This is a genomic window from Methanosarcina sp. 2.H.A.1B.4 (assembly GCF_000979385.1).
In the GTDB taxonomy this organism is placed as follows: Archaea; Halobacteriota; Methanosarcinia; order Methanosarcinales; family Methanosarcinaceae; genus Methanosarcina.
In genome coordinates this window covers 23107-47772 of the sequence record NZ_JJOV01000083.1, presented here as the reverse complement: position 1 = coordinate 47772, position 24666 = coordinate 23107, and the positions used below count along the sequence as shown (strand labels likewise).

Annotated in this window: 23 protein-coding genes; 11 read left to right on the top strand and 12 right to left on the bottom strand. The window is 43.9% G+C overall.

Annotated features, from left to right (window positions below):
- Window positions 1-151 precede the first annotated feature (151 nt).
- A complete protein-coding gene (locus EO92_RS13910; RefSeq protein WP_048136050.1) occupies window positions 152-361 on the top strand; it encodes a DUF1059 domain-containing protein in 210 nt (69 codons plus the stop codon).
- Between the two features lie 184 nt (window positions 362-545).
- Here EO92_RS13910 and EO92_RS13905 read toward each other — a convergent pair whose 3' ends face one another.
- Window positions 546-1025, bottom strand: coding sequence for a TspO/MBR family protein (locus EO92_RS13905; protein ID WP_048136052.1), 480 nt, complete (start codon window positions 1023-1025; stop codon window positions 546-548).
- A 343-nt stretch (window positions 1026-1368) separates the two neighbouring features.
- On the opposite strand from EO92_RS13905, the gene glnA reads away from it, so the two are divergent.
- From glnA to EO92_RS13880, 5 genes are all read left to right on the top strand, one after another.
- Window positions 1369-2712 carry a type I glutamate--ammonia ligase gene (gene glnA / locus EO92_RS13900; protein WP_048172479.1) on the top strand — a complete coding sequence of 448 codons (1344 nt, stop codon included), beginning with the start codon at window positions 1369-1371 and terminating at the stop codon, window positions 2710-2712.
- Between the two features lie 872 nt (window positions 2713-3584).
- Window positions 3585-4637 carry a glutamine amidotransferase family protein gene (locus tag EO92_RS13895; protein ID WP_048160766.1) on the top strand — a complete coding sequence of 351 codons (1053 nt, stop codon included), beginning with the start codon at window positions 3585-3587 and terminating at the stop codon, window positions 4635-4637.
- The gene (locus tag EO92_RS13890; RefSeq protein ID WP_048160768.1) at window positions 4634-6145 is read left to right on the top strand and encodes a glutamate synthase-related protein; all 1512 of its coding nucleotides are present in this window, start codon (window positions 4634-4636) and stop codon (window positions 6143-6145) included. Before EO92_RS13895 ends, EO92_RS13890 begins: the two co-directional genes overlap by 4 nt.
- A gap of 2 nt (window positions 6146-6147) precedes the next feature.
- Complete coding sequence (locus EO92_RS13885) at window positions 6148-6891, top strand: hypothetical protein (RefSeq protein WP_048135674.1); 744 nt, start codon at window positions 6148-6150, stop codon at window positions 6889-6891.
- A 6-nt stretch (window positions 6892-6897) separates the two neighbouring features.
- Window positions 6898-7935 carry a Coenzyme F420 hydrogenase/dehydrogenase, beta subunit C-terminal domain gene (locus EO92_RS13880; protein ID WP_048172477.1) on the top strand — a complete coding sequence of 346 codons (1038 nt, stop codon included), beginning with the start codon at window positions 6898-6900 and terminating at the stop codon, window positions 7933-7935.
- Window positions 7936-8480: 545 nt separating this feature from the next.
- Here the strand turns inward: EO92_RS13880 and EO92_RS13875 are convergent.
- The 4 genes from EO92_RS13875 to EO92_RS13860 form a co-directional block, all read right to left on the bottom strand.
- A complete protein-coding gene (locus tag EO92_RS13875) occupies window positions 8481-8888 on the bottom strand; it encodes a hypothetical protein (protein WP_156165840.1) in 408 nt (135 codons plus the stop codon).
- Between the two features lie 31 nt (window positions 8889-8919).
- Window positions 8920-10008 carry a hypothetical protein gene (locus EO92_RS16800; protein WP_052734370.1) on the bottom strand — a complete coding sequence of 363 codons (1089 nt, stop codon included), beginning with the start codon at window positions 10006-10008 and terminating at the stop codon, window positions 8920-8922.
- Between the two features lie 381 nt (window positions 10009-10389).
- Window positions 10390-11016 (bottom strand): UPF0228 family protein, encoded by a 627-nt coding sequence (locus tag EO92_RS13865; protein ID WP_048172473.1) that lies wholly within the window; start codon window positions 11014-11016, stop codon window positions 10390-10392.
- A gap of 43 nt (window positions 11017-11059) precedes the next feature.
- Window positions 11060-12271: a C39 family peptidase gene (locus EO92_RS13860; protein ID WP_156165839.1), complete on the bottom strand. Its 1212-nt coding sequence runs from the start codon at window positions 12269-12271 to the stop codon at window positions 11060-11062.
- Between the two features lie 438 nt (window positions 12272-12709).
- Between EO92_RS13860 and EO92_RS13855 the strand changes: the two genes are divergently transcribed.
- Window positions 12710-13528: a winged helix-turn-helix domain-containing protein gene (locus tag EO92_RS13855; RefSeq protein WP_048172471.1), complete on the top strand. Its 819-nt coding sequence runs from the start codon at window positions 12710-12712 to the stop codon at window positions 13526-13528.
- Window positions 13529-13680: 152 nt separating this feature from the next.
- On the opposite strand, the gene EO92_RS13850 is transcribed toward EO92_RS13855, so the two are convergent.
- Complete coding sequence (locus EO92_RS13850; RefSeq protein WP_048172468.1) at window positions 13681-14901, bottom strand: Xaa-Pro peptidase family protein; 1221 nt, start codon at window positions 14899-14901, stop codon at window positions 13681-13683.
- Window positions 14902-15057: 156 nt separating this feature from the next.
- Here EO92_RS13850 and EO92_RS13845 point away from each other — a divergent pair, with 156 nt between their 5' ends.
- Window positions 15058-15594, top strand: coding sequence for a DUF2284 domain-containing protein (locus EO92_RS13845; RefSeq protein WP_048172467.1), 537 nt, complete (start codon window positions 15058-15060; stop codon window positions 15592-15594).
- A 114-nt stretch (window positions 15595-15708) separates the two neighbouring features.
- Here the strand turns inward: EO92_RS13845 and EO92_RS13840 are convergent, their stop codons facing one another.
- Window positions 15709-17358, bottom strand: coding sequence for a S8 family serine peptidase (locus tag EO92_RS13840; RefSeq protein WP_235283343.1), 1650 nt, complete (start codon window positions 17356-17358; stop codon window positions 15709-15711).
- Between the two features lie 551 nt (window positions 17359-17909).
- Here EO92_RS13840 and npdG point away from each other — a divergent pair.
- The 3 genes from npdG (at window position 17910) to hdrB (ending at window position 20572) form a co-directional block, all read left to right on the top strand.
- The gene (npdG, locus tag EO92_RS13835; RefSeq protein ID WP_052734369.1) at window positions 17910-18617 is read left to right on the top strand and encodes an NADPH-dependent F420 reductase; all 708 of its coding nucleotides are present in this window, start codon (window positions 17910-17912) and stop codon (window positions 18615-18617) included.
- A 552-nt stretch (window positions 18618-19169) separates the two neighbouring features.
- The gene (gene hdrC / locus EO92_RS13830; protein WP_048172460.1) at window positions 19170-19655 is read left to right on the top strand and encodes a CoB--CoM heterodisulfide reductase subunit C; all 486 of its coding nucleotides are present in this window, start codon (window positions 19170-19172) and stop codon (window positions 19653-19655) included.
- 14 nt (window positions 19656-19669) lie between these two features.
- Window positions 19670-20572, top strand: a complete 903-nt coding sequence (gene hdrB / locus EO92_RS13825; protein WP_048172459.1) for a CoB--CoM heterodisulfide reductase subunit B — start codon at window positions 19670-19672, stop codon at window positions 20570-20572.
- 110 nt (window positions 20573-20682) lie between these two features.
- Here hdrB and EO92_RS13820 read toward each other — a convergent pair whose 3' ends face one another.
- From EO92_RS13820 to EO92_RS13800, 5 genes are all read right to left on the bottom strand, one after another.
- Window positions 20683-21135, bottom strand: a complete 453-nt coding sequence (locus EO92_RS13820; protein ID WP_048160778.1) for a DUF1284 domain-containing protein — start codon at window positions 21133-21135, stop codon at window positions 20683-20685.
- Window positions 21136-21187: 52 nt separating this feature from the next.
- Entirely contained in the window at window positions 21188-21721 is a 534-nt protein-coding gene (locus EO92_RS13815; protein WP_048160779.1) for a DUF1847 domain-containing protein, read from the bottom strand.
- Between the two features lie 208 nt (window positions 21722-21929).
- Window positions 21930-22628: a DUF169 domain-containing protein gene (locus EO92_RS13810; RefSeq protein ID WP_048172457.1), complete on the bottom strand. Its 699-nt coding sequence runs from the start codon at window positions 22626-22628 to the stop codon at window positions 21930-21932.
- 238 nt (window positions 22629-22866) lie between these two features.
- On the bottom strand, window positions 22867-23799 hold the full coding sequence (locus tag EO92_RS13805; RefSeq protein ID WP_048172455.1) for an ATP-binding protein: 933 nt from the start codon (window positions 23797-23799) through the stop codon (window positions 22867-22869).
- Window positions 23796-24650 carry an ATP-binding protein gene (locus EO92_RS13800; RefSeq protein WP_048172452.1) on the bottom strand — a complete coding sequence of 285 codons (855 nt, stop codon included), beginning with the start codon at window positions 24648-24650 and terminating at the stop codon, window positions 23796-23798. Before EO92_RS13800 ends, EO92_RS13805 begins: the two co-directional genes overlap by 4 nt.
- Window positions 24651-24666: the final 16 nt, after the last annotated feature.

The following is a 24666-nucleotide window of genomic DNA, read 5'->3' as shown; positions in this document are numbered from 1 at the left end:
CGCAGGGGATGGGCTTGTGGACTTGCGAACAGTAGTTCGAGGGATGAAGCAAGAAGCCCCTTCCTCGCTTTCATCAGAAAGCAGGGAGGGGTAGTTCACTTTGAATAGAAGAAGATTATTTTGATCAGTTTTTACTGCAAGAGGAGCTACCATGAAAATTGTTAAGTGCGGCGATCTGGGATTCAAGTGCAACTTTATGGCTACTGGTAATGAGCTGGAAGAAGTCGAAAAAACTATGTTTGACCACATAGAAAAAGAACATAAAGAAGAACTTGAAAAGATGTCCGAAGATGACATTCACCACCTGAAGCATCGTGTATCAACCCTTCTAGGAAGAAGTTGCGGTTGCGGTGCCCTCTAATATTTAAGCTTCCACGAACTTCACAGCTTACCCTGGGTCTCCCGGGTATAGACCTTTTTTTCAGAGTTTTTTTGTGAATGCGGTTTTCAGCAATTCAGTAAAGAACAGGACTCGGGCTGAGCCCATATTGTAATACTAACGGACTCAATCCTTATCTGAAATATATACTCATGGGAACATACACTCATGGGTTAAGGACCCAGATCTGGTAATTAAGCAGCGCCGCAAAACTGACCCAGAGAAGATAAGGGATAAGGAGATAGGAAGCTGCTTTTGAAATCTTCAAGAATTGTATAGCCGTCAGCAGGATTGCAAGCCAGAGCAGGAGAATCTCAAGAAAGGCAGTATAAGGAGACTGCAGTCCGAAGAACAGGAGAGACCAGAGTATGTTAAGGCCCAGCTGTAATCCGAAAAGGAAAATACCCACTTTGGCTTCTTTTTGCTGCAGCCCCTTTTCCCACACAAGATAAAGGGAGATTCCCATAAGCGTATAAAGCGTTGTCCAGACAGGGAAAAAGACCCAGGAGGGAGGATTAAAAGCCGGCTTTTCAAGCAAAAGATACCAGCTTTCAAGAGAAGAAGATGTAAATATAGCACCAATTGCCCCCGCGAACTGGCAGATAATTATGGAGACCAGAAGCCTGAATACATTCACTTTAAACATATAAGACCCCAAAGAGATACTGTACTTCAACACTAATTAATTGTAAGGTCCGAAGAATATTTAATTTGTTTTTTCATATCTTTTGAAGTATGTTGGAAAATATTCCAGAGCGGAAAGTTAAAATTTAAACCCTATTTAGAAATTCAGTCCTTCTGGAATGAAATTTATATACAGGATATTAGAAATATACGTAGTGAAGTGGGGATGGATTTCACAAATAATTTTAGAAACTTTTTAGATATATATGGAGCTTTAAGCGCAGTCTATGCCACAAAACATAGAAATATATATATAATATTAGGTCGGTAAATGATTACCTAATGCCTGGTGAGGATGGAATAAAATGGTGCAGATGAAAAAGTGTACGACTAAAGAAGACGTATTAGAGACTGTAAAGGAACGAGACGTAAAGTTTATCCGGACTCAGTTTACGGATACCCTCGGCATCATCAAAAGCTGGGCAATTCCTGTAGAACAACTGGAAGAAGCTTTTGAAAACGGCGTAATGTTTGATGGATCTTCGATCCAGGGCTTTACAAGGATCGAAGAATCTGATATGAAACTCGTGCTTGACCCGTCAACGTTCAGGATCCTCCCCTGGAGACCCGCGACGGGCGCAGTCGCAAGAATTCTCGGAGACGTATACCTCCCTGATGGGAAACCCTTCAAGGGAGACCCCAGATACGTCCTGAAGAGCGCAATCAAAGAAGCCGAGAAAATGGGCTTCTCAATGAACGTCGGACCGGAACTTGAATTTTTCCTTTTCAAGCTTGATGCAAACGGAAACCCTACAACCGAACTTACCGACCAGGGCGGATACTTCGACTTCGCACCCCTTGACCGTGCACAGGACGTACGCAGAGACATTGACTATGCCCTGGAACACATGGGATTCCAGATAGAAGCATCCCACCACGAAGTAGCACCTTCACAGCACGAAATCGACTTCAGGTTCGGCGACGTACTTAGCACGGCAGACAATGTAGTAACTTTCAAGTACGTGGTCAAGTCCATTGCCTATCACAAAGGATACTATGCGACATTTATGCCAAAGCCCCTCTTCGGAGTAAACGGTTCAGGCATGCACAGCAACCAGTCCCTCTTCAAAAACGGAAAAAACGCTTTCTATGACCCGGGCACTCCTACCCAGCTTTCCGAAGATGCAATGTACTATATAGGCGGGCTGTTGAAGCACATAAGGGAATTTGCAGCAGTAACAAACCCCGTGGTAAACTCATACAAGAGAATAGTCCCCGGATATGAAGCCCCTGTTTATATCACCTGGTCCGCCAGCAACAGGAGCTCCCTGATAAGGATTCCGTCAACCCGAGGCAACGGGACCAGGGTAGAACTCAGGTGTCCGGACCCGGCCTGCAACCCATACCTGGCCTTCGCCCTCATGCTGAGAGCCGGCCTTGATGGGATTAAGAACAAGACCGATCCCGGAGAGCCAACCAACGTGAATATTTTCCATCTCACGGAAAAAGAGCGCCAGGAAAAAGGTATAATTTCCCTCCCTGCAAACCTCAAAGAAGCAACGGATGAAATGAAAAAGAGCGAGTTCGTAAAGGAAGTGCTCGGACCTCATGTCTTTGAAAACTACCTCTGCGCAAAAATCGCAGAATGGGACGAATACAAAGCCATGGTCCACCCCTGGGAACTTAACAAATACCTCCACATGCTGTAAGGATAATCAGCCTGAAGTGTTTATAGTACGCCGGAAAATCGTTTAGTCAACTATCCGCTAAATCGAAAGATTTAACGGGTTTCCTGCTGAGGTTTTATGAAAACTAAGAAAAACATTCCAATACGGATTCGGGAGGCACACTTTATCCGGCAGGTGTGCTCCGGGATTCTAAAAAAACATCCAGTTGATTGAAAAAGGGAAAGAAGCTTCGTAGAAAAATGGGAATTCATTTCATTGAGAGAAATTGAGTTTCAATTTTCGTCAGAAAAACAGGACCTGAAAAGGATTTCAGTATAAAAATGCTTTCCTTAATAAATACTGCAATTTCAGTTCAACCTTTTCAAGTTTGGCTTATTACTTTTTTGGCAGGCGGCTGTATATAAAATTCATCTTACGCAAAAAAGGCTGGCAGCTCTGAGCAGGACAATCATTGTAAACTGCTTAGAGGCCCAACAATACAAACAATATCAAGCGGGAAGAAAGAAAAATAAAGCGTTAAAACGTCATGCTTTGCAGTGTTACTGTAAGCAGGTCTGATCCTGAAAAAAGAAACATATATATATTGTCAAATAGGTACTAAATTACTTACTTCCCTTAGCGGCGACCCTCTCAATTTATTTAAGAGAACTAAAAGCAGAGGCAGGAACGCTGTCATGAATTCAAATTATTTATATAATAAAGATTAAATTAATATAAATAGAATATTCCTTTAACTTACGAAAACTTATAAAATATCCCCTGAAACCCAGTTTCTCCAGCTGGCAAATTTTTAGAACTATTTCTCAAAAATGAGCCGCAGAAATCATCCAGGAAGACATTAACAAAATACATTTGCATTATGTTCATTTTTATTCATCTCTAGAGTGATCAAAATGTGTGGAATAATAGGCTTTATAGATCGAAAAAAGTCCAGAATGGACGGATCGAGCATAAAAGCCGCCCTCAGTCTCATGAACGAAAGAGGCAGTGGAGACGGGGCAGGCTATGCTGCATACGGGATTTACCCCGAATATGCAGACTGTTATGCTCTTCATGTTTTCTTTGACAACATGGCAGAACCAAAAAAGAAGGTTGATGAAATCCTCCAGCAGTGGGGAGAAATCGTTCACCAGGAAGAGATCCCGACCACCCCCCAGCCAGGCTTAAAAAAGGTCCATATTCCCTGGAGATACTTCTTTAAACCCTCAGAAAACCTGATGGAGGGGAGAGTAGCTTCTGAAAACGATGTTGTAACGCATATATTCATGGAAGTAAATGCCAACATAAAAGGAGCCACAATCTTTTCCTCGGGGAAAAACATGGGAGTCTTCAAGGCTTCCGGCTGGCCCGAAGATGTAGCAAACTTCTACAGGATAGAGGACTACAAAGGCTACATCTGGCTTGCCCACAACCGCTACCCGACAAATTCACCGGGCTGGTGGGGAGGAGCCCATCCCTTCAATCTTCTTAACTGGTCAGTGGTGCATAACGGGGAGATAACCTCTTACGGCACAAACCAGCGCTATGTGGAGGGTTACGGCTATAAATGCACTGCACTTACCGACACAGAGGTTGTAGCTTACCTTTTTGACCTGCTCGGAAGACAGCATGAGCTCTCCCATGAAATGATTGTCAAGGCCCTTGCCCCCCCCTTCTGGGACGATATCGACCGTATGCCTGCAAAGGAAGCCGAACTGAACAAAGCAATCCGCCTTACCTACGGGTCTGCCCTTATGAACGGGCCTTTTGCTATTGTAGTTGGGACAGAGAACGGTATTGTAGGCTTCACTGACAGGATTAAACTGCGCCCCCTGGTCGTTGGCGAAAACGGAAGCAGGCTTTACATATCCAGCGAAGAAGCCGCAATAAGGACCCTTGACCCCGAAGTAAAGAATATCTACACTCCCAGGGCAGGAGAACCCATCATAGGGAGGTTTATCGAATGACGCTCGGAAGCGTACCCCCAAAATTTAAAGTCAGCATCGACCGCGACCAGTGTATGGACTGCGGGCGCTGCATTGAAAACTGTTCCTACGGTGTATACAGGAGAGAAGGCGACAGGATCCTGATAGAGTCCAGGAAATGTACCGCCTGCCTCCGCTGTGTTGCAATGTGCCCGAGGGACGCAATTAATATTACGGAAAAACCCATCGACTACCGTTCCCACCCCATCTGGACCCGGGAAGCCAGGGAAGATATCATCAACCAGGCCCGCAGTGGAAAGATCATCCTTTCAGGGATGGGAAACGCCAGAGATCTGCCAATTATCTATGACCGCCTTCTCCTTGATGCCTGCCAGGTCACAAACCCGAGCATCGATCCCCTGAGAGAACCCATGGAACTCAGGACCTATATAGGGAAGAAGCCGTCCAAACTCAATTTCAGAAAAACCGAGAGTGGAGACGTTGAGCTTGAAACAAAGCTGGCCCCAAACCTGAAACTCGATACCCCTATCATGATCGGGCACATGAGTTTCGGAGCCATCAGCCTTAACTCTCAGCTCAGCATGGCAAAAGCCGTAGCTGAAACCGGAACCTTCATGGGGACAGGAGAAGGTGGACTGCATAAGAAGCTCTACCCCTACCAGGACCACATGATCGTCCAGGTCGCTTCAGGCCGTTTCGGTGTGAACATCGACTACCTCGAAAGGGGCGCTGCCATTGAGATCAAGATCGGACAGGGAGCAAAGCCGGGCATAGGAGGGCACCTCCCCGGAGAAAAGGTAAACGAAGAAGTCTCCAAAACCCGTATGATCCCCCTCGGAAGCGATGCAATCAGCCCTGCACCTCATCATGACATTTACAGCATTGAAGACCTTGTCCAGCTTATCAGGAGCCTGAAAGAAGCAACCGAATGGAAGAAACCGGTCTTTGTTAAGATTGCAGCAGTGCACAACGTGGCCTCCATCGCCGCAGGCATTGCCAGGTCCTCTGCAGACGCAGTGGTCATTGACGGGTTCCGTGGAGGGACCGGGGCAGCCCCGAAGGTCTTCAGGGACCATGTGGGAATCCCCATCGAAGTTGCAATCGCCAGCGTTGACCAGAAACTCAGGGAACAGGGAGTAAGGAACGAGATCTCCATCATTGCGAGCGGCGGGATAAGGAACAGCGCCGACCTTGCCAAGTCCATTGCGCTCGGAGCGGATTCCGTCTACATAGGAACTGCAGCCCTGGTCGCTCTGGGATGCAGGGTCTGTGGCAACTGTTACAGAAACCTCTGTCCCTGGGGCATTGCTACCCAGCGCCCGGACCTTGTGAGCAGGCTTGATCCCGAAGCGGGAGCAGCACAGGTTTCAAACCTGATACACGGCTGGACCCTGGAACTCAGCGAACTTATGGGTGCAGCAGGCATCAACAGTATTGAAAGCCTGCGTGGAAACAGGGACCGCCTGCGCGGATATATGCTGGACGAAGGGATGCTTAAAATCCTGGACGTACAGCCAGCGGGGGCCTGAATATGAAGACGGTAAGAATTGATGCTAAGGACATGCACTACACCCCCTTAAACCAGAAAATAAGGGCAGCAGTTGCTGACGGGGCAGAGGAAATCATCCTCGATAACGTGCTCGGCCAGCGCTTTATAGGGGACGGAGTTAGAGGCAATACCCGCATCATAATCAACGGGGTCCCCGGAGGAGACCTGGGAATGTTCATGAGCGGGCCCACCTGCATAATCCACGGGAACGCCGAACACGCTCCTGGAAACACCATGGACAGCGGTATGCTTGTGATCCACGGAAGCGCAGGAGACGCCGTCGCCCACAGCATGAGGGGAGGCAAGGTCTTTATAAAGAACAACATAGGCTACCGCGGCGGCATCCACATGAAGCAATATGAAGTGGAAGCCAGGCCCGTACTTGTCGTAGGCGGCACAGCCCACTCCTTCCTCGGAGAATACATGGCAGGAGGCCTTGTGCTTGTGCTCGGAATCGGCAAGGAGAAATCCATGACCGACAGGGGAATTGGCAGCGGAATCCACGGCGGAGAAATCATCATCCGCGGTGAAGTGGATGACTACCTGCTCGGAGTCGGAGCCAAGAAGTTCGAGTTTACGGAAGCCGACCTGGAACGCATAGCCCCGATCATTAAGAGCTTCTGCGAGCAATTCGGATATGACCCCGCAGAGTTCCTGGACACCAATTACACAAGGATCGGACCTGCAAGCAGCCGGCCTTTTGCAAGCAAATACGTCTGGGAGTGATCAGAAATGGCAGAAAAGAAACAAATCAGTAAGACTTACCTTGACCTGAAATCAAAAGTCTGGGACACCGGCCTCTGCTCAGGCTGCGGGGCCTGCATTGCAGTCTGTCCTGCTGACGCCCTGTACTTTGAAACCGGCGGCGATTCCACAACTCCGAAAAGCAACGGCTACTGTAAAGCCGCTGTTGATGACGTGCCCTGCGGAGCCTGCTATGAGGTATGCCCGAGACTCGATGAACAGTCTTCAAGCCTGCTTGGAGACTACCTGAAGATCACTACCGGAAAGGCAGAATTCGACATTCCGAGAAAGCAGAGCGGAGGAGCCGTTACCGCAATCCTTGCAAACGCCCTGGAAACCGGCCTTGTAGATGCTGTGGTTACGGTCACCGAAGACCCCTGGACCCTCAAGCCACACTCCATGGTAATTACCAGAAGTGAAGCCCTCATCGGGCAGGCAGGAAGCCGCTACAACTGGTGGGTACCCCTGGTCTCGGCACTTAAAGAAGCCGTTGTTACCCAGAAGCACAGGAACATCGCAGTGGTAGGAGTCCCCTGTGTCGTCCAGGCAGTCCGCAAGATGCTTGAGACCGACCACCAGCTGGTCAGCCCCTACAAGAAATCCATCCGCTTCGTGCTCGGGCTCTTCTGTACCGAAAGCTTCGACTACGAAAAGCTGATTGCAGGCAAGCTGAAAAGCGAGTACGCCCTCGAACCCATGAAGGTCTGCCGCATTGATGTTAAGGGTAAACTCGAAATCACCCTCAACGACGGGACCCAGTACGTGATCCCCCTTGCCGAACTTGAGGACACTATCCGTCCGGGCTGCAACGTCTGTACGGACTTTACCGCCCTCAAAGCAGACATCTCAGCAGGTTCGGTCGGAAGCCCTGAAGGCTACACAACCCTTATCGTCCGCACCCTCGTAGGACAGCACCTCCTGGAAAGCGCAGTTGCCAGCGGGAAGCTGAGCGTAGGCGGCGGCGAGGTTAACCTCGGCATTATCGAGAAACTTGCCACGAAGAAGATGGCAAGGAAACAGAAATAAAATTACAGAATAAACTTGAAAGGTGAAGCTTTGGGCTTCATCTTTATTTCATTCTTTTTTGTGCTTTTTTGACTTTTTAATTTGTGTAATTGTAACTATTCACGTTTTAGAAGTATGGCCACAGATGGCGAAAATTCGTTTATTTAAGTAAATTACCAACATTTGAATATTTATTATAGATGCTCCCATGCTGTCGATATCGCTACAAATTAGAAAGATTGTAATCTAGATACAGAATAGTCCCAAAACACTACCTATAAGTGAATATCATAAAAAGAACAAAAATCACAACGCACAATACTATGAAGCCTATAATGGCTTTAGCTAATTTTTCCATAATCAACCAATCCTTTTACTACTTATTGTATTCTCCTACAGTTAGAACCTTAATTCCAGCTGTAAGGATTAATCCCTCTTCCATAAAAATGACGGGAAATAAAAAATTTAAATCACCCTGTAGTTCACTCATTTTTTCAAAAACTGTGAATTATAAGAAGAAAACAGAAGCATGATGACTATTAAAAATCTCAATACTTATGCTTCTGTTAAACTTGGCTTGCATCAATGAAAGTAGATGAATCTATTATTGAGATAAATAATGTAGTCCAGGGATTCAAAGACATGCTTGTTTCCTTGCTTACGTTATTATTTAAAGTTGTTTTAATAATATAATTATCTTTATTCAATGGTAAAGACATATTAAATAACAACCATAAACCTTTAGATTCTGTTATTTTCTCTTGAGGAGATAATTTGTAAGTATTTTCAAATATTGATTTATTATTCGAATCGATAATTTCAATAGTTACTATGTGACTAGTTCCGTCTCCATTGTAAACAGAAAATAAAGATGTCGGTGGGCCCATGAAAATATACGGTAGGATTATAAAAAATCCTATCAAAATCAGAAGAGTTATTCCTATATAGCGAAGTTTTTTATTGGCTTCTCTCATGTTTCCACCAAACATATTTTATCTGTGCTTATCAGTGATCTATTCCATAATCAACAGTGTTCCGACAGGAAGTACACCAGATATTCGTACCCTGTTGAGCATAAAGATAATTCATTATGCATTCTGGATGGAGCAAGGAATTTTGATCATCTGCATCAAAATTATGAGAGACTTCATGCTGAACTATACTGTCATGAGGCCAGTCAACACCAAGTGCTTTAACTGCACAAACACTAAATGAACCTGGTCTCCATGCCCTACCGTTATTATCCATACTATTTACCCAGCCTATAACAATATCATTTGGACTTTCAATTACCCAAGTAGTATCTTCTTCCAGATCATCGAGAAGTGAGGATGATTGCTCAGTCGGTGTTACATCACTTGCATCCCAAAAATTATAGTGCCAAATCCGATTCACAGTTATACCGTAGCTTCCAAATCTCCCCAAAGCATCAACTGTATCTTGATAATATGATTCTGTTGGCGCATGATGACTGCTGTCTTCTTTTGCAATGAATATATTTACATCTATATTGTTGTTTATCTGATATGGATTTCTATAAACATGAGTGAATGTTGTAGCAAAAGTCCCTGTACTTACTAAAAAAGTATCAAATTCCGTTAATGGTTTTTCAGCTTTTACCGATAACTTACCGCTTTCAACGAGCTTCGTTACCTCTTCTTCAGGCAATGCATAACCATCTACAATATCCACTCGTGGATTATTTGGATCAACATTATATTTTTCAATATGTTTTTTTCTAGCCTCTTCTATTATATTTCTCATTTCCTGCTCGCTTATTATAACATCAAAATTTACTTCCTGCTTCATATTTTTAGGTGGATTTCCATCTTCGGTAACTATAACTCTTTTATCACTACATAGAATTGTTCCTTCCAAGAAATTAGGCAGCTCATTCTTTGCAAATTTAATATCATTTTCACTTATGTTATACCTGTAATACAGATCTTGAAGTTCTGCGGCAGTATAACCCACACTGCTCTCGGAAGTATCTACATTCAAGTTTGATTTAACATCTGCACTAGCAACCGGCACAACAACACTTACCAGCAACATTGCCAAAATTAGCGTTCCTATTCCAAATTTCTTCTTCATTATTATCACTCCTGCTTAGTTTTCCAGGAGGCAGGATCAGGCAAGCTTTAAATATTCGCAAAGCTAACACTAACTCATGCCTCCGGGCAACCTGGGGTTCAAATAGACTTTCCAGAGCAAATTTGAACTCCACCAAACATCTTTTAAATGTTCGTTATTTTCATGAATTTACTCTTATAATTAATTTATGGCTAAATCGTCCAACTGAAAGTATAGTCAAATCTAAATACGGGTTCTTTGGAGATTTATAGAGGTGTTAGATAGATAATTGGATGAATTATGGCTTTTTGGAGTGCTTGGAAAGCCCGTAGCAAAAAGACAAACTAGAACCAGTCAACATTACTCTATTTTTACTCTAGAACCCGAAATCATTATGGATTTTTACCCTTCAATATAATCAGGCATTACAGTCCAAACTTTCTCATTCATTTCAAGCTCATTTGTTATTCTGATTGCATCCTTCTTTGTAATACAATTCTTCCCCAGAATATAATGCCCAGTTGAATTATCTCTGTAGCTAATTAAACACCAGACGAATGTTTTTACTTGAAGGTTATGTCTTTTCAGTATCTCAAGAAAATCTTTATCATGAATAGCTTGTTCTGTTACCGGATATATAATATAATCTCCTTTTGTAAAAGAAGGTAAAACAGGATCAGTCCAATTTTCATCATTTTTCAATCCATCTTTTACTACATCAGGCATATTATCTTTGTCCACCTTTATGTAGTATTTATAACCCCCATTATCACTATTGCAATCTATGTTATAGCTCAATATCATATTGTAATTTTCAAGAATGGCTTTAACTTCCGGCTCAGTTGTTCCATTTTCAAATTGAACAAGAAAACCAGCTACTTGCGGTTCATTAACTGACATATTATCAACTGGCACTTTTGTATCTACTGGACTTTTCAAATCAATTGGTGTTTTTATAAATAGTACCAAAAGTACTATGAGAACCATAAAAACACCAAGGATAACAATTATCTTATTATTTTTAGTCATATCACCACAACTAAAAAAAGAGGAGTTTAGCTCCTCACATGTTTTATTTTACATATATCCGATTAGCTTCTGAACCAAATGCTTCTAGCTTATAACTACCAGACCCCACAGGCGCTGGATCATTGATTGCCAGAACTTGATCCCCAGGAGCAGAATAGTATCCTACACAAGCTCGAGCATGGGATCCAGTCCCACTTTTGAAAGGTCTATTATTGTTAATTTCAGAAACTGCATCATCAAAAGTGAAACCCGAAGTTTTTAGTAGTGAACCAGATTTACCTAAGCCCCCTGAGCTTTGAGCTAACTTATAGAAATATAACTGTCCATTAAGAGTGCATCCATCTGGAGCTACTCCACCCATTACTCCATAGATATGATTTTGGGTATAAGATACTCCATAGTATTTGGCAATCATTTGGCCAGTTGCCGCTGCACAGTAATAACTTGTTTCTTGTCCATATAAAGGAACATTGAGTGTCTTAGTTGTAGCAGTTGTAGCTGTCACCATTATATTGTCACTTAGTTTTTCTATCTGTTCTTCGGTGATTGGTGTAGATATATTGATTTCCATACTGGTTGCTTTTTGTTCTATCGATATAGTAAGATCATCACTTTCCTGCCAGTCATTTAAATTTTTGTCTATCCCATTCTTCAATCTCTGTTCATATATTGACCAGATTCCACGCTTTGTTTCGGTTGCAGGTTCATCTGGTACTACATCAAGGGTATATACATCTACAAATATCCGATGTTCATCTCCTGTTGTTTTGTCCTTTACTATGGTCATCGCTCCAATATCAGGATAATCGTATACAACCATCTTAGTTGACTTAATTTCCCCATCTGGATATTCACTTTTGGCAATTTCTATTGATTTTTTCATGGCTTCAGTGGCATCAAACGGTTTTGGATCGAACTCAACAAGTTGGACCGTTTGCCCAAGCCTTTTATCTGCACCAATGTCGATTATACCTATTAGGTTATTATTTTTATATGCAGAAAATTGGTAGTACAATTTTTGACCACTTGGGTCATAAAGTTCCAGTGGATTGGGATCAATAGATGCTCCTTCCCACTTTTCAAAATAAGGTGCACCTGTTACTATATAATTTATCATGTGTGCATTTGCGTGCTTAAAGGCTTCCTCAGCAGTTACAGAATAATCATTTTCTTCCTGTGCGCTTACCGGCACAAGTGCCATGCTCATCAGCATCATTGTGGCAAGTAGTACACTTAATACAAATTTCGTCTTCATTTCATACTCACTCCTGTTCATTTCCCAGGAGGCAGGATCAAGCAAGCCTTAAATAATTGCAAGGCTAACACTAACTCATGCCTCCGGGCAACGTGGAGTTCAAATCCACTCTGGAAAGTTCGTTTGAACTTCACATCCAAAAATCTTTATTAACCTTCTCCTATACATTAATTACGACGACGAATATTCATCAGTCTGATTAACATTCACTCATACGATCAGCTTTTTCATCGAAATAATGAAGATTCAGAGTCCTAATTGGCGTCAGGAATTTGACCTCACTTTTAGCAAATAATCTGAATATTCTTTTTTTCACTAAACCATAAAATTGGCAAAAGTGATATCAACATACATGCCTAACAGAAGATAAAAGAATATATTGTGTTAGAACAATTCAATAAGAAAGTAAGAAAAAATCTGTAGATGTGGCGACAGGAAATGAACAGCTTCAAAATCTATAAAGAAATTGGAGATGATGTCCAAGGCATATACAGATCCAGACTTATAACCGAGATACTTCTATCGTTAAACGAAAGCAGCAGAAAGCTTTCCCAGTTGCGTGAGATTACCGGGAGTACATCCCAGGCAATAATTCCAAAACTCAGAAAACTCGAAGCGGATCATCTGATAGAAGCAAAAGAACATGAGTACTACCTGACTCAAACAGGAAAAGTTGTGGCTTCAAGATTATCTGACTCTTTTGCAACAGTAGGAACAATTAATAAATTCAAACATTTCTGGTCGGGACATTACCTTGAAGGAATTCCCTGTTCCCATTTAAAAAAGATCGGATGTCTTTACGAGTCCGAAGTCCTCAAGGATAAAGGTACGAAGATCCTTAATGTCTACAACAACCAGTTAAAAATGATTAAAGAGGCAGGTCATATACATGGCATATCGTCCGTGGTAACAGAAGGGTATGCTGATTCTATCTTTGAAAGAGTGAAAGAAGGAATCCCTGTCGAGCTTATAGTTCCTCTTCATATTGCGGAAAAATTGGAGCAATCACCTTATCTGGAAAAGATAAATGCACTGACAGATTATGAAAGCTTCAAATTAATTGTCGTGGATGAAGATATTAAAGTGGGGCTCGTTGTTACGGATAAACGCTTTTCTCTGAGCCTGTACAAAAAAGACGGCGTTGAATACGACATCACTACAGGATTATTCAGTTTAGATCCGAAGGCCATTGAATGGGGAGAGAGGCTTTTTGGGTATTGTAAAGGGCAGGCAGAGTTCATAAAAATGCAAATTTGATTTTGCAGTTATCGATCGAATCAGGAAAATGGGGATATCAGCCTTTTTTATTTACTTTCCAGGGTAAATGTCCAGCAAACTGCTGGACTTTCTTCAGGACAAGCCTCCGCAAAAGCTCCATATGAGATAAGTTTGTCCGGGATTTTCACCATTCAAAATACAGGAATCAAGCCCGGATTATCTCCTGTAATGCACTCTCCACCCTCAGAGGTTACTATGAAGGTATTTTCAATTCCCACCATTCCGATGTTTTCAATTCCTCTTTTGGGTTCCAGGGCAAATACCATTTCTTCTTCCAGAGGCTCATCAAACCCACCGGCAATTACGGGGGTTTCATCGATCAATAAGCCAACCCCGTGCCCGAGGAATTTTACTTTACGGCCCCCAAAGCCCATAAAATTTTGCAGGAATTCCTCATCAAGCCCATTCATTATGGTATTGTAGATTTCCGAGGGGATAGCCCCGGGTTTTAACATTGCTGCAGCTTCGTTCTGGATAGCCACGCATTTATTGTGGATATCTATGGCATACTGCGGAAGGGAAGAACCGAACATGTATGTCGTGGTTTTATCCGTATGGTAACCTTCAACCCCGCACCCGACATCAACAAAGACCAGGTCGCCTTTCCTTAATTTCCGGTCCCGGCTCCCGAGAAGGGGAACTGCAGGGCACAATCCGAGCTTTCCGCCGGGCCCGTTAAAATAAGTAGGATAAATGGAGCTTTCCCCAAAACAAACATTTCCCAGAATCATCTCCGTATCGAACATACCAAAGCGGGATACTCCATGGTGCCCTTCCTCTACCAGCACTGAGAACAATTCGGTTGAGAGGTCAGCTTCACTCATCCCTTCCCGCAGCATCTCAGGCACAAGGTCTTCGAGCACATGCTGATGAATCCTGCCGGATTCTCGCAACAGGGACAGTTCGTATTCGCTTTTTACAGCTCTCACAGAGGCAATCTGGGTATCAACGGATTTAACATTCTTAAAGGGGAAGTATTTTTGAAACCGCTGATATAAAGCCAGAGGGACCACTTCAGTTTCCAGATATACCGCATCCGGAAGCTTGCTTTCATTACCTGCTTTATCTGGCTTGCCCATGCTCCCTGCAGCGTCCCGGAAACTATTCATGGGTTCTATATTGAAAAATAACGATTCATCAAGAGCCCTTTCATAACTGCGCCGGACCCAGAATGTTGCCTCTTCGTCCCTCGGGACAATTAGCATTCCGTCCTGCATCGTACCGGTAAAATAGTAAAGGTTAATTTTGCTGAAGATAACAGCGATTTCCCAGTCGGGATTTGATGCGTCCATCCGTTTTCTGAAACGGGTCATACGGTATTCCAGTTCAGTAAAAGGTACTTTCTTCGTCATGGGTATCCCTTTACTAAGTTATCTGCTACCAATTATAGAAGTGTAACCTGGGTAGTGAAAAGTGTTCCCATAACTTTTCAGGGTAAAGTTATCAGGGCGTAGTTACTAAATTATATCAAGCATGAATTAAAAAGTTAGAAGTTAGGGGGATTGTATTTGTCAGAAAATTTCAACAGCTTGATTGAAAAAGCCTCAAACCTGGGACTTAAAGCCTATCTACTGGATACAGCGGATATCCCGGTGGAAAACCGGATAGCCCTGAAATGCGCCTATGGCTGCCGGAGCTACGGGAAACGGTTGAGCTGCCCTCCCCACATCCTTTCTATTGAGGAATTCAGAAAAGTCCTGCAGGAATACAAAAATGCACTTCTTCTTATGGAAGAGCACGACGCCTCCGGGAAGGACGCCCTCAAAGCCTGGGGAGAACTCCGGAAAGCCTCGTTCAGGAAAATGTACGAGCTCGAACAGGAAGCTTTCAGGAACGGCTTCGTCTTCGCCCAGCTCTTAAGGCCCGGCTCCTGCAACGAATGTGAGGTCTGCAACCTTGAAAAATGCGTAAAGCCGGAAATGAGGCGTTTTGCACCTGAAGCTGTCGGAATAAATGTCCAGAAGGCAATGGAAGGGGCAGGGCTTGTACTTGAGTTCTGTAAGCCTGAAAAAACTGCATGTGTTGGGATTTTACTGCTGGAGTGAAAATCAGGGTGAGTCCGAGCGGGTTTAAGTTAATGGAGTTCAGGTTATAGCCCCTAATTAAAAACTCACAGCCTTTGAATAGTATCCTGCCGTCCTTTTTCAGCCTGTCCCCCATCAACGAGATCCCTTTACTGCTGCTCTGGCAGGTAAATTTGCCAGAGAGTAGATCCGTTCAAGGGGCATGGAAAGTTTCAGTATAAAGATTCCTTTTGTTTCCACAGGCGAAGCTTCGGATTTTTCCAATAATAAACTGCCGCCGGGAGAGAGGTTTTCAAGAAGGTGGACTGTGCGGTCGTTAACTGAACCGTACCCGAAAATAGTGTCGTACCCCGGTTCTCCGAGATCTTCGGCTGAGGAACACAGGATCTCGCGAATTTCACTGCCGGTCTTTTCGGGGTACATGTTCCAGATAAGAGCTCCGACCCCTGCAACAGAGGGGGCGGAAGCACTTGTACCCATAAAGAAGCTGCCCTTTCCGTTTATGCTTGAAACTTTCACACTGCCGGGCCCACTGAGGTCGGTCTTGTTCCTGAGTTCTGGTTCCGGATAGTAGATGCTTACAGGCCCGCGGGAAGAGTAGGCTGCGATCTCCCTGTTTTCCGGATTTCCTGAATCAACCGCCCCAACACAGATAACGCCCGGAACAGCAGGATGCCCGAAGACCGAGTCCTCCTCAACCAGATTGTCAGGATGAACCTTTACGGAGGAGTTAGGGTAAATAAAAACTTCCAGTACCCTATCCTCTCCGGAATGTTTTTTGACAGAAATACCCAGTGTTTGTACAGCTTCCTCCCTGTTGACGTATTTGATATATTCAAGAGGGGTATCTGTGCCACTCTGAGCCTTTTCACTTGCAGCAATTTCTTTTCCGCTGCAGCAGTCATAGAGGTAAAGGTCGTAGTCGTTTTCGGAACAGTTCCAGGGGTCATTCCACTGGAGGACTACAGTAACTTTCTCGCCGGGAGGGACATCCATTGAAATATTTTTGAAAGTGCGGGTTCCGGAACTGAAATCGTGCCAGCCTGACCCGTTATCGAAAAACATACCCTGATAATGGCGACCTGCGTCATTACCTGCTGCGCTCACATAGAGAATGTCCTGGCTTTCTATTAATTCTTTAATATGGGAAGCTACAATTCCATCTTCGAAGAAAGGTTCATCAGGCCAGCCCACATCATCGCATATAATACGGCAACCTTCGGCAAGGAGGGTATCAACAGCCCTGTTAAACTCAAGCTTGTTGCGGCCTGCACTATGGAAATACAGTTCTGCGCCAGGAGCTGTCTCATGGACTATTTCGAGCATTACAGTACCCTCTTTTCCTTTCCCTGGAGAAAGTACGTGTACATCCTCAGGCAGAACTCCTGATGCCATGGCTTCAGATATGTCTTCTACTCCATCGGAAATTATCCCGATTTTAATTCCGGCTCCTGTTACACCGTCCGGTTTCCAGAACTCTTCAGAAGAAGAAAAAGTTGTTTTTTCTTCCCGGTCCACCTTTCTTATAACAGGAGAAATAGCAGGCTGGACTGAATGTACTCCTTTAAGAGAGGATAGTTCTTCAAATGATTCCGGTTTAACGCAAACTGCAGCAATATTGGATTCTTCATCCCATTCTTCAACCCTGGAACAGGAGTCCAGCACCCCTGCATCCGTACCGGGAAAAAGCCGAACATATGCAGTAAGATTCTCTTCGACTTCTTCATTGTAGATTCTGCCTGAATCTCCTTCCGGCAGTTCCGAAAGAGATGATGGGGAGCGCAATACTCCTGAATCTGAGGAAAACAGTCCGGAAGATAATAGGCTAGAAGTTAAATTAGAAGTTAGATCAGAAGTTTCCGGTTCAGATTCGATAAATCCGACTCCTCCACATACCATAAAATTGGAATGAGAAACTGTGCCTGTAAAGACTACGACTAATATTAACAGATATAATACACTCCTGGTGTAACTCCCCAGATACACTACCCCCCGATGTTGCTTAGATAGTAAGTCAAGGATGCAAACAGGATACAGGTATATGCAAAGTAATTCCTGCAGCAAGAACTGAACAGAATCAACTTATTTTAACATATATCGATATACATTATAAATATTTCTACTAATTATTAATATGAATCTAGAACAAGAATTAAAAATAAACGATATCTAATAAGAAACTAAATTATTAAGTGCTTAACAAAAACAGGAATTACTTGGTAAAATAATTAGCTTATAACATTAAGTAATATAATTAAATGATTGAAGACAGAAGATATATTAACTTCCGGACATATGTTATGGGAAGACATAGCAAACTGGAGGTCTTGTTCAAATTGAATTCTGAAAAGCTTAAGATAGCTGTTCTTGGAGGAACCGGCAACATCGGAGAAGGAATGGTGCTAAGGCTTGCCCTTCAAAACCTTATGCCTGATGGTGTGAAGAATGAGATAATTATCGGATCCAGGTCTCTGGAAACTGCAGATGAGGCTGCAAAAAAAGCTTTATCAGAGCTTGAAAATTGCGGTTTTGATACATCAAGGACAACAATTATCGGTATGAGCAACCTTGATGCCGCGCAGGCAGCCGAAGTTATAATACTTACAATCCGTTTTGATCACGTTTTGCCTTTGCTGGAAGAGATAAAAGAAGCCATTGAAAATAAGATTCTTATTTCACCTGTGGTTCCAATGGTAAAAGAAGGGGGCCTTATGGCATACAAACCTCCGGAAGAAGGCTCAGCAGCCCTTGCAATCAAGAAAAATGCCCCGGAATCTGCCAGAGTTGTTGCAGCTTTCCACAACATCCCTGCAGGAAAGCTCAAAGATGTTGTTAAATGCACAGCCGTACACGATGCGCTTGTATGCAGCGACGACGCCGAAGCAAAGAAACTTGTTATGGAGCTTACACGGCATATGGGATGCCTCAAACCCCTGGACGGCGGCCCTCTTAAGCAGGCAAACACCATGGAATCTCTGACACCGTTACTGATCAATCTCGCAAAACTGAATGGGCTTAAAGACCTTGGGATAAACTTCTCTTGAGAAATAAAATCGAAACAAAATCGAAAAAAAGCCGGAAGAACATATCAGGGCAAAAGCTGCACGGAAAGAATAGAAACCTATATGGGGATGTGGGATTTACGGCAGGTAACTTGATTATTATATGATAAGAGAAATATTAGAAACCATCACAGATTTTACGGGGCATAGAAAAATATAACCTTTGCCCATGAACGTTAAACCGGACCTGAAAAATGATATTTAAAAATAAGGTTACAACAACTCCTGAAAAGAGATACTCTATTTTTGATTTCAATAAAGTCTCCAATAAGTATTCAGGAACTGTGATTCATCTCTCGATCTCGGATTTTAACCCTGAATAGATTTAGTTTAGGTTAAATATTATGAGAGTAATACGAACATATAGTAGAGAATTTATGTCAACTACCCCTGAGTGCAGTGTTTTACTCTGATCTCAGTGTCTTACTCTGATTTCAGTGTTTTACTCCGATCTGTTTCTTTCGATCATATTTGCTTTTTTAAAACGGAAGAATCAATATAAAAACCAGACTCAAAACCAGACAGTGAACCTGTATGAGTGAAGAATTGCTAAAAGTGTTAAAGGCGGCAGGACTTGAGGTACTTTCCTGCATGCACTGCGGCACATGCACAGGAAGCTGTCCTTCGGGACGGCATACCGGGCTCAATACCCGAAGAATAATTCGAGATGCACGCAAGAACAGAGTTACTGTTCTCTCAGATGACGCCCTGTGGCTCTGTACAACCTGCTACACATGCCAGGAGCGCTGCCCACGCGGAATACCAATTACAGATGCTATTCTTGAGTTAAGGAGGCTCGCAGTCAGGGAAGGTTTCATGCTTCCCGAACACCGCCGTGTTTCGGAAATGGTGCTTGAGTGTGGACATGCAGTCCCCCTCGATGAGGAAACAAAGAAAAAGAGGGAAGAACTCGGGCTGGACCCGATACCTGAAACCGTCCAGAAATATCCGGAAGCTCTTGAAGGGCTGAAAATCCTTCTCAAAACCTGCAAATTCGACGAGCTTGTGGCTGAAAAATAAGGAGGCAGAAAAATATGGCAAAACTATCGCTGTTTCTTGGCTGTATCGTACCCAACCGCTACCCGGGAATTGAGAAAGCAACAAAACTCTGCCTGCAAAAACTTGAAGTTGATGCATCCGATCTGCCAGGAGCCTCCTGCTGCCCTGCCCCGGGAGTGTTCAAGTCTTTTGATAAAGCAACCTGGCTTGCCCTTGCCAGCCGAAACATCGCCCTCTCGGAAAAAATGGAGAGAGATGTCCTGACAGTTTGCAACGGCTGCTATGGGTCCCTGGCAGACGCAAATATAGAACTTAAAAAAGACCCTGAAATGAAAGCCTGTACAAACACCTGCCTCAAAGAGATAGGCATGGAGTTTAAGGGGACCACAGAGGTAAGGCACATAATCGAGTTTCTGTACAGGGAATTCGGACCTGAAAAACTCAAGGGCTGCATCACAACCCCCCTTGACCTGAAAGTAGCCCTTCATTACGGATGCCACCTGATCAAGCCCTCAAAGGACAGAAACCTTGGAGAAACGGAAGCTCCGGTATTCTTTGATGAGCTGGTTGAAGCCACTGGTGCAAAAAGTGTGGATTATACAGACAAAATGATGTGCTGCGGAGCAGGAGGAGGCGTCCGTTCAGGGCATGCTGCCGAATCCCTGGAAATGCTTGAACATAAGCTTGCCTGCATCCGGAATGCAGGAGTGGACTGTATTGTCAATGCATGCCCCTTCTGCCACCTTCAGTTTGACAAAGGGCAGCTTGCAGTCAATGAGAAGTTCGGAACTGACTACTCTATCCCCGTTCTCCATTACTCCCAGCTCCTTGGCCTTGCTCTCGGCTTTTCTCCGGACGAGCTGGGGATAGAACAGAATGCAGTCCAGAACATTGAATTTCTTGCAAAAATCTATGAAATCAGTGCAGGCTTGAGGTAAATAACCGGAAATCAGGAAGAACGCTTGAAAAAGAGGTTTAAGAAAAAAGGTTAAGAAAGTGTTTTAAGCCGGGACCTCGACATCCCCTCGAGGACTTAATCCAGGCCGTCTTATCTTTCTTCCTGCATATACCAGAGGCATTTCTGCCTCCATTTGCAGGCCCCACATACATCTTCGATATCCGAAGCTTTGTTAAGTTTTGAATTTATGAGCCTGAAGGCTTCATCTGCCTTTATAACAGTTCCGTCATCTATCCTTAATTTCTCCAGGACAACGAGGTCCATTTGCCTGATCCCGCGGGAGAGAGCAGATTCCTGAATGGTGCATTCCCTTTTACTGGGACAGGAAACGCAGATTGCATCACACACAGTTACAAGCTTGAGAAGTCTGGAAGGAAGAGTCTCAAGATCCGAAATCACAGCCCGCATATTGGCAACAAAAGCCGGGCTGTATCCATATCCCTGGAATCCCTGGATACAACAGAGGTGATGAGCCCTGATTTTCAGGAGTTCGGAATCGGGTTTAGAGTCAGTTTCAGATTTACATTTCGATTTTTCAGACATGCATTTCTCCAGGGCTTAAAATCACAAAAATTAAAGAATTCTTTCTACAAATTCATTCTATAAAATCAATTTCGGAATCCCCGAGATAGGGCAATTCCAGGAGCGGAAGTGTTATCGAAGGGGCTTCCGAGTATTCTGCAAAGAGAATATCATAGCCGGTCTTGAGCCCCAGCATGATATTCAGGTTAGTGTGATCATCGTTAAGGAGGAGGGCCTGCCCTATAGGATTGCAGACAGCTTCAAATTCCAAATTGCCGGTTTTTCTGAGACCAAGACTTTCTTTTTCGAGGCTGCAAACCTTGCAGCAAACTGAAAACACCTCAAAATATCTTGAAAGTAGATCATAAACCAGCCTTGCTTCCCTCTCATGCTCAATACAGAAAGCAATTCCTATCTTCCGGTACCCAAGCCTCTTTGAGTAAATTGCAATTTCTTCTAATTTTGTCCTTTTTGCAGAGTCTGACTCAAGCCAGGCGGCCATCTGGATCGATTTAAGATCATCGCCGCTATACTCGAGTCTCGATTTGATAACAGAGCAGTTTTTGCCTATCAAACATTCCTTATTTCTGCACAACGCACACTGCACACTTTTTCTCCACGGGATTTTTAACACCAATAGGATACTATAATCATAAATAAACTTTGCAGGTATAAATATTTCTATGAGAGCCAGAAAATGTACTGGTAGAATTGATGATAAGTAAAATAGATGAAAAAACTCAATGAGAAAAGAAAAAACTCAATGAGAAAAGAAAAAACTCAATGAGAAAAGAAAAAATGGAAAAATCAAGGATTTATTTCTGCCTTGCTTTCGGCAACGGACCTTCGGAGAGTTTTTCAAGGGCATTAACAATGTTTTCAAGTTTATTGAAAGGAATCCCCATAAGCATTTCATCATTTTCGATGTCAGTAGCTTTCCTGCATCCGAAGCAGCCTAAAGAGATATTTATTTCCCCAGTCAAGGTCGGCAGGATAGTTGTGTCGGCGCAGGTTGCCTGAAAAGCTGCACTGCTAAAGTTTACCCTCCCGCCTTTATAGTAGGTACTTGCCGGGACTATCCAGTAAACGGTTTCCGGCCTGTCCACAAGAATAACTACATCGGGCTCGACCTTTGCATCCTTCAGAGGCCCTACAACAGTTGCGGTTCTACTTTCGGGCTCAAAAACGGGACGGTTTGCTATCATTCCTGCTGCTGCCTCCACACTATCAAACATCCCAAGGTTATGGTGAAACTCTCCTGAAGCCACCTTTTCAGGCGAAGGAATGATCCCAAGGCTTGAGGCTCCTACCACGCAGGCATGTTTACCTGCAGGAATTATGAAAGACTCCCCTTTCCTGGCTTTCATGATAGACTGGCAGTGCCTGAGGTTTTTCTCGGGCTCTTTATACCCTTCGGGCATAGGCTCTCCTTTTTTAACAACTTTCACTGCCACCGGTTCGTACCTGAGGTCAAGGAACTTGACCAGTTTCTCTGCAAGTTGAGTATAATCCATTTTATTCCCTCACCAACTACTTATTGAACTCACTATAGAATTATAGAACTCACTATAGAATTATTTAACTCACTGCCGAATTATTGAAATCACTACAGAATTATTGAAATGACTACCGAATTAATACCAGATTCATAAACTGTTTATGAATAAGATTCAAAGGACAGACTGCAATATCAGTTAACAGTTGCCATATTATTTAACTTTCGAACATTTAAGTTAAAATTATTCCGAAAAGTTAAGGTTCCCTGATCCGGAGGACTTTTGGGCACATTTCGTTATTGAAAGTTTCTGAAAGCCTTATTTCGATCTCTGCCCAGAGGTTACGTACAATATTTGCAAACTCTACAGCCCCGGTGTCCCCGGAATGAGCAGCATATTCGATCACGGTTTCTTCCATCATCATTGCCTCTGTAGTTATGTCCGCATAAGGTAAACGGGCAAGAAGAGGAATTCCGGCTTCCCTGCAAAAAGCCTCAATTTCAAGGCTCTTTTTCTCGTTGAGATCATATTTGTTAATGCAGGCAACAGTCGGGATTCTGAAATGTGCGGTAAGTTCGATTGCCCGTTTCAGGTCGTGGAGTCCGGAAACAGTGGGTTCGCTAAGCACAAGGACAAGGTCTGTTCCGGTAATTGCTGCCATAACAGGGCAGCCAGTGCCGGGGGGGCCGTCAATAAGAACGAGTTTGCAGGAATATCTGTCTGCAAGTTCTACGGCCTTTTTTCGGACCAGGTTCACAAGTTTTCCACTTGCTTCCTCTCCAGTGCCCAGTTTTGCATGAGCCATTGGCCCGAAACGGGTTATGGAGGAAACTGCCTGCCCGGAAACTCTCGGCATCAGGGAAACCGCGTTTTCAGGGCAGGCGACAGTACAGACTGCACAACCTTCGCAGCCATACGGATTTATCGTGAAGTTTTCAAGGACTGCCCCGAATCTGCAGGTTTCCCGGCAGATGCCGCAGCCAGTACAGAGATTCAGATCAATGGAAGCAAGTTCCAGTCCCAGGCAATCCTCTGTTTTAAGTACCTGGGGCTTAAGGATAAGAGGCAGGTCGGATGCATCAACATCACAATCAGCAAGTACAGCATTTCCGGAGAGAGAAGAAAAGGCAGCTGTAAGGGTGGTCTTTCCACATCCACCTTTTCCGCTAATTATAGCCAGCTGCCTCATTGTACCCCCGTACTTTTACAAGCCAGTGCTTTTATCGTTTCGAACATATCTTCGAACTTTTCCTTCCAGTCAGGCATTTCCTTAACAAAGGGAATGCCCTCTGAATAGAGCCTGGCAATCATCCTATCATTAGGAATGCGGAGCAGAATAGGAATCCCTTCGGCTCTGCAAAACTCTTCCACCCTTGAATCTCCAAGCCCGTCACGGTTGAGAACGACCCCCGCAGGAACATTAAGAACCCTTGTAACTTCCAGGGCAAGAAGGAAATCATGGAAACCGAATGGAGTCGACTCTGTCACAAGCACACAGTAATCCGCACCCCCAATGACTGCAAGGACGGGACATGCCGTTCCTGGAGGAGAATCAATGATTGCAGGCCTGCTGTCATCGAGATGCCGCTGAAGCGACCTGATGACCGGCGTTGCCATAGCTTCTCCTATGTTCAGGATACCACGGAAAAATTGGAGGGGGGTTTCAGAGGATGCTTTTTCGATCCTTCCGATAGACCGGGGCTTTTCTTCTATGGCTCCTGCCGGACAGACAAGACTGCAGCCACCACAGCCGTGACAGAGGGCAGGAAAGAACATGATTTTTTTGGGAAGGGCAGCCAGAGCACTATACTTACAGAAATCAGCACAGTTCCCGCAAAGAGTACACTTATCAGGATTAATTTCCGGAACCAGACAGGTTACTTCTTCTACAGGCTCCAGTTCAAAACCCAGAAACAGGTTGCAATTAGGCTCTTCCACATCGCAGTCAAAAAGCTGAACATCTTTGAGAGCAAGAGCAAAGTTTACTGCAACCGTGGTTTTCCCTGTACCGCCTTTGCCACTTGCAATTGCAATTTTCATGAGCTGCGCCTTCTCA